The following is a 12118-nucleotide window of genomic DNA, read 5'->3' as shown; positions in this document are numbered from 1 at the left end:
CCGGCGCGCGGCCGATTCAGCCCGCCGAATAATCGCGCACGTTCTGCAGGACCCAGATGTCATCGGCCGTCGGTTCAGCATGGCTGTGCAGGACGTTGATACGCCCCGTTCCCTCCATGACGACGGCCTGGACATTGCGGTGATCGAGCACGTTCGCATTCCGCAGCTGACAGCGCAGATCGTCCTCGGTGACCCGCGCGACCCGCATGTTCTCGGGCAACATGCGCCCGCCGTGGGTCATCAGCAGGATCGGCGTGTTGTCGACGGCCGTTTCCGCCGCCCTCGAACGAGAACGCCAGCGCGACACGCCGAGCTGTAGGGCATACAGCATCAGAACCGCCAACACGCCCTGCAGCAGCGCCGGCGTCTTGGCGGCGATCGTCGTCGCCATGGTCGAGCCGATGCCGATCGTGACCGCGATGTCGAACGCCGACATCTCGGCGAAACTGCGTACGCCCGCGGACCGCGCGAAAATCAGCACCGCCGCATACATGGCCGCCGTACTCGCCACGACCGCGAGCAACGCCTGCGGCGACGCGAGAAACCAATCTGCCCACATGAAAAATCCGTCCTCTGCTGGAATGGCGGCCACGGTACCCGCGCCGTCCGACTTGCGAAACATTCGATGACGCCCAACCGATTCGTCGGACGGGCGCAGCTCCCGCGCGACGCTCTGATGGGCCGGCAATCGACGACACGGCCCATCGCGGCTGCCTTGGCCAGGTCAACACGATGCCATGCCTTCCCCGGCGCACGGCGGTCGACGCACACAGCGCTCGATGCCGGAGCCGGCCCGTGCGCTCGTCGGGACGCGCCGGGCCGGCCGTCGCGTGGTGCCTCGACACCGTCGTCCGACGCGCTGCGAGCCGGATTCGGCCCGCGAGGTTCGTGCCGGCGTTAGCGCCCGGAAACCACGCGCCGCCGTCGCAACACCCGATCTCGGTTGATGCGCGATGCTGCGACGACGACCGGGCATCGGGGTGACGGCGAGTGCGCGGCGCCGAGGCCTAAGGGTTGATACGCCGGTAGAGGGCGTTGACCCAGCAATAGATGCCGTAGCACAGCAGACCGAGGCCGACGACGCCCAGCAGCACCAGCCCATAGCTCTGCTGCGCGAGGGTGTCCAGCGCCCCGTTCAGGCCGGTGGCCTTGCTCGGATCGGTCTGCAACGCGGCCACGATCAGAAAGCCGCCGATGATGAAGAACACCAGCCCGCGCGCCGAGAGCCCCCACTTCGCGATGCGCGAGGCCCAGCGGGTCTGGGTGGCGCCCATCTGGGCGAGCGACCATTTCTTCTTGTATTTCTCCTTGTAGGCGCGCACGAACTGCATCACGCCCATCAGCACGATGATCGCGCCGATGACGCCCACGGCCCAGACGCCGCCTTCATAGGACATCAGGCGGGCGGTCATGCTGTCCTTGGAATTACCGCCGCCACCGCCGCCGGATCCCAGGAGCAGGCTGATCGTATAGATCGCCAACGACCCGTAGATGAGACCGCTGATGAAGAACGAAGCACGCTTGATCAGGCCCTTGAAATCGGTGCCCTCGCGCTCCGGGTCCTTGATCGCCTGCGTGAAGCGCCACACGACGTAGCCGAACAGGCCGACTGCAACCGCCAGCAGCATCGCCTGACCGTGGGTCTCACTGCCGATCTGGCTGACCGCGCCTTTCGTGCCCGTGGTCTGACCGCCCATGCCGAAGGCCACCATGGCTGCCAGCACGCCGACGATCGCGTAGACGACGCCCTTTGCGGCGTAGCCGAACCGGGCCAGCCATTCCACGCCCTTGCCCGCCGCATCGGCAGCTTCCCGCGTCTTATCATTCATATCGTATCCGTAAAAGTGACTAGAAATTTTGAAAATTTTTCGATTATTACGGCCCGTCGGGCCTAATGAGCAGATACCTTGACGCTTCCACGCTCGATCGTAAACCTTCAATGACGTTTTTTTGCGAGCAAGGTCGAACGGCAACCCCGTGCCGCCCGGCAATCAAGACAAGTCACTGAACCGCAGCGGGCTTGCGCTACAACCACTCGGAAAGGCTTTACTCGCTGAGCCCGCACTTTTCGAGTACTCGTTAAAATTATTATTTTTAATTTTTCCGCTTCCGGACTCGTGTCCCACCGTTACCCTTTGGGATGACAACGGTACCCTCAATGAGCAGAGTTCAACCCGCGCCCAAAAGCGATCTCCGGGGCGCATGCCGGGTGATCACACCGGAGGCCGCGTGCGGGCCGTGAACAGCCCGCGCGGTGCCCGCTCGTGCCCGCGACTGATATCGCAGTCAACACGAGGCCGACGAGCACCCGAATCGTTGCCGCCGTCCGCCCCCCAGCGGCCAAGTCACGCCTCACTCGGACGCCGGCCTCATGATCCATGCGCCTCGCCAGTTCGACAACGCCAGCCCCGATCGCGCCGAGACGAGCGGGTGACGCCAATGGCCGCTCGGGTCACCGCCGATGCCACCGCGGCGCGACATCCTCACGCCGCCGGCCCGGAGCGATCGACGCGATCGGACCTCGATGAGGAGCAGGAAACACACGGCGCAGTACGGGCCTTGGCACCCGGGCTCTGCAAGTCACGCGGGCCATCGTCAGCCTCGTGTCGGGTGGTTTAACGCCTCCGGGGCGACGGCGTCCGTCGAGCCGGCCAGCCGCGTCGAGAAAGCTTACATGTCACGGTTCGGGCATTCCTTGACGAAAACGTTACTTCAAATTGTTATATTTAAAAACAAATATTTATATAAAAATACTCGAAACGCTCTCCGCTTGGAACGGTAGTTGCTCCCTCGTCGGGCAGGTCGGTATCGCAACGGTGCGGCCGGCTCGGTCAACAACATTCCAGGAGTATTGATGCAGTTCAAACATATCGCCGTGACTTCGGCTGCCGCCATCGCCTTCGGCGTGAGCTTTTCCGCCTCCGCCGCCGTGGTCAATTTCGATCAGGCCAACGCGCAGGCGCCGGAAGGCAGCGTGAGCTATGACGGCAACGGCGGCGCGCTCACCGGTTCCGGCATTTCCTTCGACCAGATCAGCCTCAACGGCGGCGACGCGCCGGCGGGCAACGACAGTCAGCTGGCCTGCGTCTCCTGCTCGATCGACTTCGAGACCGGTGGCAACGTCGAGGAAGGCCCGAACGTCTGGAGCTTCGGCGGCGGCGGCAACCTGACGCTGAGTGGCGAAGCGCAGGACGGCCAGGGCGAGACGGTCGCCGACGGCACGCTGTTCAGCGGTACGTTCGACGGCCGTCCGGACGAAGCCGCGCAGCTGGTGACCGGCGACGGCGAGGACAGCCTGTCCGCCCAGCTGTCCGGCACCGACGACTTCAACGATGATCTGGCCAGCTACTTCGGCATCTCCGAAGACACCAGCTTCGACTTCACGAACACCGTGATCGCGCTGGGCAGCGCCAGCTTCGACGGCGAAGGCGGCTTCAGCAGCGATAACCTGCAGAACGCCGACGTCACGGCCCGGCCCACGCAGAGCGTCCCGGAACCCTCCGAGCTCGGCATCTTCGCGGCCGGCCTCGCGCTGGTGGTCGGCGCCATGGGCTTCCGTCGCCGTCAGAACGGCTCGGACGTCTAAGCACGACGGCATCACCCGCCGGGCCCTCGCGGTCCGGCTCGACCGTCGAGAGGCGGCCCCAATATTCGGGGCCGCCTTTTTTTGGTCGCACCACAGGCCGAGATCACCGTCGGATCGACGAGTTTTCCCAGGCCCTTAGCGGCCAGGCCAGGGTACGCCGCTGTCTCGGTCCCGGTCCCGCCCGCGCCGAGCCCGTCGGCCCGCTTTACGACGCCCTGTCGCGGCGCCAGACCTCGATGTTGTCCGAGCGACCGACACGATAGTCACGACCCGTGGGCACCGCGCGCTCGAGCCCCCGCCGGCGAAGCTCGCCACGCACCCGCTGCGCCTCGGCGTCGCTGAGCGCATCGAGTGTATCCACCGCCCGCTGCAGCACATAGAGCAGATACGGCTCCGCCCCCACCTCGATCGGCACGCCGCGGTAGGCCGTGTGCACGGCGCCGAGCTGGCGGCGATGGGGTTTGTCGGCCACCGGCGTGCCGTCGGCAGGCTCCTGCGCTGCGACCCACTCGTCGAAGAAGGCGAGCTTGTCGGCAAGCTCGGGAAACATGTCCTCGGCCATGTAGGCCAGAAACGGCTCGAGTGACGCCGGGATCGCATCGTCGGCCACGAAAGCCGGCGTGCTGTCCGGATATTCCACCACGTCCAGCCCCGGCGCGTTCATGCGTTCGACCCAGCGATGAACCCGCGGCGCCCGCGTCTTCATGATCGCGGCCGGCACCGGGTCCCGGCCCAGATGCGCGAACAGCGGCGCGATGAGGCCGTAATCCGCGATCGACGGCCGGCCGCCCAGCAGATATGGCATGACCGCGAAATGCGCGTCGAGCGTATCGAGCAGGGTCTCGAAGGAGCGCTCGATGTGCGGCACGGTCTCGTCGTTCACGCCGAGCATCGGCAGATAAGCGTTCATGCGGCCCATCACCTTCTCGGCGACCGCCGGCCCCGCGCCGCTGGCGAACGCATGCCACATGAAGGGCCGCTGGCGCTCCAGATAGGACCAGCGATAATGCATCGCATGCTTGCGCATGGCCTGACAGCCGAAGTATTCGATGATGACGGCGAGCACGCGCTGCAGCGGCGTGGCCGGATACGCCGGATAAGGCACGCCGCGGTGCTCGAAATGATCGATGATGTCGATCGTGTCCTGCACGATCGCGCCGTCGGGCGTCTGCAGCACGGGGATGATGCTGCGCCCCAGACGGGGCGCGATATGGGTGGCGAACTCCGGGTGCGACGGCGGACGCTCGATATACGCAATGCCCTGGTTGCGCAGATAGCTGCGGGCCTTGCCGGTGTAGAGCGAATGGGGCACCCCGTAGAGCACGGGCGGGCTTGATTCCTCGGGCATCGGTCTTCCTTGCGATTGCGCCAGCGCGCCACTCTGCCACGCCGGCACCGGTTCCCGTCTTCCCGGCTGCGGCCGAACGCACCGGCCCGCTCGGCCAGGGCAGCAGGCCGGGCGCGCCTCACGCCCCGACGGTCGCGCACGGCGCCGATCGGCGCGATCCGATCGCGCCTGGCATCGCCCGGTGGACAGTCAGGCTAGCCCCGCCGGCCGGCGACCTCGACGACCGCGTCGGCGAACGTCTCCGGCGCTTCCTGGGGCGGATTGTGCCCCACCTCGGCGAGCACGCGATGCGCAACCAGGCGCGGAAACCGACGCCGCAGAGCCGACGTGCCGGCGGCCGCGAACAGGCCGCTGTCGGCGCCCTCGAGCACGATGCTCGGCACCGCGATCGCCGGTTGCGCGACCAGCCGCGCCTCGGTCGCCTCGAAGCGCGGGTCACCGGCCACGCGAGCGTAGCGGTGGCGATAGGAGTGGATCACCACATCCACGAAATCCGGGTTGTCGAAGGCAGGCGCCGAGGCCGCGAACGTCTCGCGCGAGACCGGCCACGTCGGCGACCACTGCCGCCAGAGCAACCAGGCCAGCTCGCGCCGGTTCGCGGTGAGTCCGGCGCGCCCGCGCTCGCCGTGGAAATAGAACTGGTACCACAGGCGGGCTTCCATCGCCGGCGAGAGCGGCGTCTGCGCCGAGGGAATGTCCTGGATGTTATAGCCGCCGCAGCTCACCAGCCCCGCGACGCGCTCCGGCCAGAGTGCGGCCACGATGCAGGCCGCCCGACCGCCCCAGTCGAAACCGGCGACCACCGGCCGCACCAGAGCCAACGCATCGATGAACGCGCGCAGATCGTGCCCCAGCGCGGCCTGCTGTCCGGAACGCCGCGTGGCCGCGTCGATGAAACGCGTCGGCCCGAAACCGCGCAGATACGGCGCCACCACGTGCAGACCGCGCGCGGCCAGCCGCTCGGCCGCCGCGCGCACCGCCGCGACATCGTAGGGAAAGCCATGCAGCAGCACGGCGGCGGGCGCCCCGGGCGGACCGAAGGCTTCGTAGGCGACCACCAGGTCCCCGGCTTCGACATGTTGCAGCGGCATCGCAATCCGTGGCGCAGGTCGGTCGTCGATTCACGTTACCCGGGCTCGGCCGTTCCCACCAATACCGAAACCGGCGCCGGCCAGGCCGCGATGCCCTCGCGCCGAGAGTCTGATGCCCGCGGGCCCGGCGGCGCACAGATCCTCGGTGCCGAATCGAGCGTTCCTAAAAATGGACGCTCCAGCCCCGCGCTCACGCGCGGTTGTTTAGACTCGATCGGATCGGCGGCACCGTTCAAAAGAACACACAACACGCCGAGCACCGCGATTCACAAAGGCCAGGACCGACGCATGAAACCCGAAACCATCGCCTTGCACGGCGGCTACACGCCGGACGAACAACACGCCGTGGCCGTGCCGCTGCATCAGACCACGTCGTATGCATTCGACGACGCCCAGCACGCCGCCGACCTGTTCGACCTGAAAGTCCCCGGCAACATCTACAGCCGGATCATGAACCCGACCTGCGGCGTGCTCGAACAGCGCGTCAACGCGCTCGAAGGCGGCGTCGGGGCGCTGGCCATGGCGTCGGGCATGGCCGCGATCACCGCGGCGATCCAGACGATCGCCGAGGCCGGCGACAACATCGTCTCGATCAGCGAGCTCTACGGCGGCACCTACAACCTGTTCGCGCACACGCTGCCACGCCAGGGCATGAGTGTGCGCTTTGCCGACAAGGACGATCTGGACGCCATGGCCGCGCTCATCGACCAGCGCACCAAGGCCCTCTACTGCGAGTCGATCGGCAACCCCTCCGGCAATATCGCAGACGTCGCCCGTTTGGCCGAGATCGCCCACGCCCACGGCGTGCCCCTGATCGTGGACAACACCGTGCCCTCGCCCACGCTGCTGCGCCCGATCGAGCACGGCGCGGATATCGTCGTGCATTCGGCCACCAAGTACATCGGCGGCCACGGCACGACCATCGGCGGGATTCTCGTCGATTCCGGCCGCTTTCCCTGGCTGAAAAACGCCGAGCGCTTCCCGCTGCTCACCGAGCCGGACCCGTCCTACCACGGCATCAACTATGCAAATGACGCCGGCGAAGCCGCTTTCATCACCCGTGCGCGGGTGGTGCCGCTGCGCAACATGGGCGGCGCGATGAGCCCCTTCAACGCCTGGATGTTCCTGCAGGGGCTGGAAACGCTGGCCCTACGCATGGAGCGCGTCTGCGACAACACCCAGCGCATCGCCGAGTATCTGGAAGCCCACCCGCGCGTCACCTGGGTCAACTACGCCGGGCTGGCCCGCCACCGCGACAACCACCTGGCACGGCGCTACATGAACGGGCGGGCCTCGGGGATCCTGTCCTTCGGCATCGAGGGCGGGCTGGACGCCGGGGTGCGCTTCTACAACGCGCTCGAGCTGTTCATCCGGCTGGTCAACATCGGCGATGCAAAAAGCTGTGCGGCGATGCCGGCGGCCACCACCCACAGCCAGCTCAACGAAGCCGAACTGGAAAGCGCCGGCGTCACGGCGGATATGGTGCGGCTGTCCGTCGGCATCGAGCACGTCGACGATCTGATCGCCGATCTGGAGCAGGCACTCGCGGTGGCAGGCTGACGCGTTGAACGGAACGCGACCAACCGATCACGGAGCCCGCCAACCTTGGCGGGCTCCTTTGAATCCACGAGCAGACCGTGATGCGCCGCTCCCGAAAGCAAGGCGCTGAAACGGGGATCATCGACGCCCCTTATACTCGTCGACCCGAGCCGCCGGGCGCCGTCACGTGATCGTGATAGCGCGCCCCGACGAATTCGAACGCAGGGATCGCGCAGTATCGCCTGACATGCTGCGGCTTGACCGCGAGCCGGCCGGCCTCGCTTGCGTCAGACGATCATGCCGGCGGTCTTGGTCTCCAGATATTCGGCGATTCCTTCCTGGGCGCCCTCGCGGCCCATGCCGCTGTCCTTCATGCCGCCGAAGGGCGCGGCCGCGCTCGTCGGGTTGATATCGTTGATCCCGATGATGCCGAAATCCAGGCCCTCAAAGGCACGCATTGTGGTCGAGAGATTGTCGCTGTAGACATAGGCCGCCAGGCCGTACTCGGTATCGTTGGCCAGCGCGATCAGATCGTCCTCGTCGCGATAGCTGATCACCGGCGCGACCGGGCCGAAGGTTTCCTCGCGATAGATCTTCATCTCGGGGGTGACGCCCGACAGAATCGTGGGCGCATAGAAATGCCCGGCCGCCAGCGCGCCTTCGCGCAGGCGCTCGCCGCCGTGGTGCAGCTGCGCGCCCTGGGCGACGGCGTCCTGGACCTGGGCATCGATCTTGTCGATGGCTGCTTCGTTGATCAGCGGGCCGATCCCGATGCCCTCGTCAATGCCGTTGCCGACCTGCAGACGGGCCACGCGTCGGGTGAGCTCGCCCAGAAACGTATCAATATGGTCTTCGTGCACATAGATCCGGTTGGGGCTGATACAGGCCTGGCCCATGTTGAGAAACTTGACCAGCGACAGCCCCTTGGCCGCGTAGACCGGGTCGGCGTCGGGAAACACCAGGGCCGGCGCATGGCCGCCCAGCTCCATAGAGACGCGCTTGAGGTGAAGTGCGGCCTCGGCGTTGAGCTTGCGCCCGACCGCAGTGGAGCCGGTGAACGTGAGCTTGCGCACGCGCGCATCGCTACAGAACGCCCGGCCGGTGGCGGTCGGGTCGGAGACGGTCAGCAGGTTGACCACGCCCTTGGGAAAGCCGGCCGCCTCGAAAATTTCGCACATGGCACGGGCGCACAGCGGCGTGCTCTCTGCCGGCTTGAGCACCACCGTGCAGCCGGCCGCCAGCGCCGGCCCCAGCTTGCGCGTGATCATGGAGATCGGATAGTTCCAGGGCGTGATCGCGCCCACCACGCCGACCGGGTCACGACGCACCATGAAGCGCTGATTCTCACGCGCCGACGGCACCATCTGGCCATAGACCCGCTTGGCTTCCTCTGCGAACCAGAGCAGAAAATCCGCCCCGTAGCCCACCTCGGCGAGCGAGGCCCTGAGCGGCTTGCCCTGTTCACGGGTCATCAACTCGGCCAGCTCGCGCTTGCGCTGGCTCATCAGCTCCCAGGCGCGATAGAGCAGCCGGGCGCGGTGATAGGCAGTGGTCGCACGCCACTCGGCGAACGCCGTGTGCGCCGCGCCGATCGCGGTATCGATATCGGCGGCGTTGCAGTCGGGCACCGTATCGATCGTCTCGCCGGTCGCCGGATTGGTGACCGCGAACGTCGGCCGGCCGGTCACCCATTCGCCATTGATGAACATCGTCTACTCCAGAACATCGGGTCGCCGCCCCGGGCGAGCGCGCCCCTCACGGCTTGATCGGATACGTGCAGGGCCGCTCGAAAGCGGCCCCGGCACTCGGACATACGAACGGCACCGACGCAGCCGGGCGCCGGGCCCATCGCGCGGCTAGTAGATGCCCCGTGTGTCCGGCGCCTCCAGATTGCCGGCATCCGCGATCAGATTGATCGTGGCGAGCTCGTCGCCGGCGATCGTGTCCATGCCATCCACCGCCTGGATGAAGCGGGCGCGTTCGGCGTCCGAGACCAGTTCCTTGGTGTAGTCGGCCAGCTTGGCCTCATAGTCCGGGCGCTGCCAGGGCGTGTCACCGCCGGGGTGGGCGTTGGCGCGGGTCTTCTCGTCGGCCACCTCTGCGCCGTCGGCCAGGGTCACGATCATGCGGCCGCCGTAGGCCTGCACGTTCGGATCCTGGTCGTGGTAGAGGTCTTCCCAGCGCTGATCGAACTGGGTTTCGATCCGGGCCATCAGCGCGCGCAGTTCGTCCTTCTCGGCCGGCGTCATCTGGTAGGCGCGATCCTTGTGGAACTCGCCGGTCTGGATGCAGCGGGCGATGGCGAACATGATGCTGTGATCCAGCGTGCCGCGCGGCGAATCCGGGTCGATCTTCTGCGGGTCCTGGGCGTCGGTGCCGATCACGTGGTGCGTGTGATGGCTGGTTTCCAGCACGATCTTGTCGATCTGGTCGAGATCGACGCTGTCACCCTTCTTCGGCAGCTGCGCGCGCAGCTGCAGCGCCAGGTCGATGATCGCCTGGCCCTGATACTCGAAGGCGTACTGCTTCGGATAGGTCTTCATGATGTTGCGCAGCGCGTCAACGCCCGGCTCGGCCAGCTCCACCTTGTAGACGGCGTTTTCGTCGTCGCGGCCGTTGAGGAAACGGCGGATGATGGAGTCCACGCCTTCATACACCGGGTTCGGCCCCTTGAGCCCGTGCAGGGCGTGATTGACGGCCTTGATGGAAATCTCCGCCGAAAAGCCCGGCACGAATTCCTTCTGCGCGCCGATATCGCCCTTGCGCGACTGGCGCGAGGAGATCGCGTTGTGCACCGCGAAGTTGATCGCGTGATACGTCTGCTCGGTGCTCAGCCCCAGCATGGAGGAAATGCCCGCCGCCGTGCCCGCGGCGATATGGGTCATGTGGTCGACCTTGTGCTTGTGCAGGCAGATGCCGGTGCCGTCGCCCGTGCCCACGAGTGCCACGTGCACCTCGTACGCGACGACAATACCGCGCAGGATGTCCGCGCCGCTCACGCCTAGATGCTGGCCGACGGCGATGATCGGCGAGATGTTGTCGTCCGGGTGCGAATACTCGGCGGCCAGATAGCAGTCGTCGTTGTCCAGAAAACGCACGGCCACCGCGTTGGCGAACGCGGCCTGAACGGGCGCGAACGTGTCCTCGAGCCCCCAGATGGTCGCCTTGCCCGTGCCCTTCGAGCCCATCGCATCGGAGCGCGCCACTTTCACCGCCGATTCGTTCGCGGCACCCAGGGCAATCGCGGCGTTGTCGATGATCCGGTTCTTGGCCATCGCCACCGCGTCGTCATCCTGCGGCGCCTCCTTCGCGCGGGTCGCCAGCTCGGCCAGCTTCCAGGCCAGTTGCTGATCGCGGGCAAGCTCGCCGCTGGCTTTCTCGGCGGCAACGGTGTGGATCGTAGCGGACATACAACACATTCCTCTTCTCGAACGGGCGACCCGCCAGGGGCGGTTATTTGTTGAGGCCGGGATTTTAAACGATTTGGCGCACTGGCCGATTCAAGCCCTCGCACCTCTGACACCGAACAACGTGAGAACCGGCGCGTATCGCTTACGTGGGGCGACCCAACCGCCGCTCGACAGATAAGCGGCACCGCGGTTGGTAACGCACACCCAACCACGGCGCCTGCGAGACGGCGACCGCTGCCCCGCTGAACGCGACCAGACCGTGGCACCCTGGGCTTACGTCGCCATGCCAACGCTTTCCGCCCGATGCCCACGCGCCGCGCCTGGACCCGAACCGAACTGCTTGCCGCGGGCCGGCTCTACTGTCGCCTGCCCTTCGGCCGATTTGATCACCGCAACCCGGATGTGATCCGGTTCGCCGAGACGATCGGCCGCACGCCGTCCGCCGTCGCCATGAAGCTGTGCAATCTCGCCAGTCTCGATCCGGTCATCACCGAGTCCGGACGATCCGGATTGCAAGGCGCGTCCGCAGCGGATCGTTCCATATGGCAAGAGATGCAATCCGATTGGCCCGCATTCGCGCTGGCGTCGAAACGAGCAACCGAGGCACTGGGTTACGACGCGAACGACAGCGAAGACGCCGACTACACCGGGCACGAGCATCAGGTGACGCGCGCCCAGCGCATCGGCCAGCGTCTGTTTCGAGACGCGGTGTTGAATGCGTATCACGCTCGCTGCTGCGTTACCGGCCTGGCGGCCCCCTGCCTCCTGGTGGCCAGCCACATCGTGCCGTGGCGCGAAGACCCGAGCCAGCGGCTGAACCCCGCCAACGGCCTGTGTCTCTCCGCGCTGCATGATCGGGCCTTCGATATCGGCCTGATCACGGTCCGCGCGGACTGGACCATCGCCGTATCGTCCGCCGTCGACGACACGGCCGGCGACTTCTGGCGTCAAACGGTTGCCGACTACGAAGGCCGCGAAATCTCGTTGCCCGACCGCTTCCAACCGGACCCGGCGTTTCTCGCCCACCATCGCGCCGAGATATTCCGCCAATAGCGCGGCGTCGCAACAGCATTCCCGCCTATCATCGTCTTCGAAAACGCTTGATCGACGAACGACCTTGCCGCAGCGTAGCCATCCGTTTCCC

General features: G+C 66.5%; 9 protein-coding genes. 3 read left to right on the top strand and 6 right to left on the bottom strand.

Going from position 1 to position 12118, the window contains the following annotated elements; genetic code table 11:
* Positions 1-16: 16 nt before the first annotated feature.
* Complete coding sequence (locus tag SAHL_RS04390) at positions 17-592, bottom strand: DUF421 domain-containing protein (RefSeq protein WP_221177829.1); 576 nt, start codon at positions 590-592, stop codon at positions 17-19.
* A 415-nt stretch (positions 593-1007) separates the two neighbouring features.
* Positions 1008-1829 carry a DUF1206 domain-containing protein gene (locus SAHL_RS04385; RefSeq protein WP_123590181.1) on the bottom strand — a complete coding sequence of 274 codons (822 nt, stop codon included), beginning with the start codon at positions 1827-1829 and terminating at the stop codon, positions 1008-1010.
* A 1025-nt stretch (positions 1830-2854) separates the two neighbouring features.
* On the opposite strand from SAHL_RS04385, the gene SAHL_RS04380 reads away from it, so the two are divergent.
* A complete protein-coding gene (locus SAHL_RS04380) occupies positions 2855-3586 on the top strand; it encodes a PEP-CTERM sorting domain-containing protein (protein ID WP_123590180.1) in 732 nt (243 codons plus the stop codon).
* A gap of 205 nt (positions 3587-3791) precedes the next feature.
* Here the strand turns inward: SAHL_RS04380 and SAHL_RS04375 are convergent, their stop codons facing one another.
* Both SAHL_RS04375 and SAHL_RS04370 read right to left on the bottom strand, forming a co-directional pair.
* Positions 3792-4934, bottom strand: coding sequence for a glutathione S-transferase family protein (locus SAHL_RS04375; RefSeq protein WP_123590179.1), 1143 nt, complete (start codon positions 4932-4934; stop codon positions 3792-3794).
* Positions 4935-5128: 194 nt separating this feature from the next.
* Entirely contained in the window at positions 5129-6019 is an 891-nt protein-coding gene (locus tag SAHL_RS04370; RefSeq protein WP_123590201.1) for an alpha/beta fold hydrolase, read from the bottom strand.
* A 294-nt stretch (positions 6020-6313) separates the two neighbouring features.
* On the opposite strand from SAHL_RS04370, the gene SAHL_RS04365 reads away from it, so the two are divergent.
* Positions 6314-7585 (top strand): O-acetylhomoserine aminocarboxypropyltransferase/cysteine synthase family protein, encoded by a 1272-nt coding sequence (locus SAHL_RS04365; RefSeq protein WP_123590178.1) that lies wholly within the window; start codon positions 6314-6316, stop codon positions 7583-7585.
* A gap of 266 nt (positions 7586-7851) precedes the next feature.
* Here SAHL_RS04365 and SAHL_RS04360 read toward each other — a convergent pair whose 3' ends face one another.
* Together SAHL_RS04360 and SAHL_RS04355 are read right to left on the bottom strand one after the other, a co-directional pair.
* Entirely contained in the window at positions 7852-9273 is a 1422-nt protein-coding gene (locus SAHL_RS04360; RefSeq protein ID WP_123590177.1) for an NAD-dependent succinate-semialdehyde dehydrogenase, read from the bottom strand.
* 147 nt (positions 9274-9420) lie between these two features.
* Positions 9421-10974, bottom strand: coding sequence for an MmgE/PrpD family protein (locus tag SAHL_RS04355; RefSeq protein ID WP_184947349.1), 1554 nt, complete (start codon positions 10972-10974; stop codon positions 9421-9423).
* A gap of 303 nt (positions 10975-11277) precedes the next feature.
* Between SAHL_RS04355 and SAHL_RS04350 the strand changes: the two genes are divergently transcribed.
* A complete protein-coding gene (locus tag SAHL_RS04350; protein ID WP_123590175.1) occupies positions 11278-12027 on the top strand; it encodes an HNH endonuclease in 750 nt (249 codons plus the stop codon).
* The last annotated feature ends 91 nt before the right edge of the window (positions 12028-12118 follow it).

Source organism: Salinisphaera orenii subsp. halophila YIM 95161, assembly GCF_003732545.1.
Classification (GTDB): Bacteria; Pseudomonadota; Gammaproteobacteria; order Nevskiales; family Salinisphaeraceae; genus Salinisphaera; species Salinisphaera orenii_A.
This window is presented reverse-complemented; position numbering and strand designations above follow the sequence as displayed.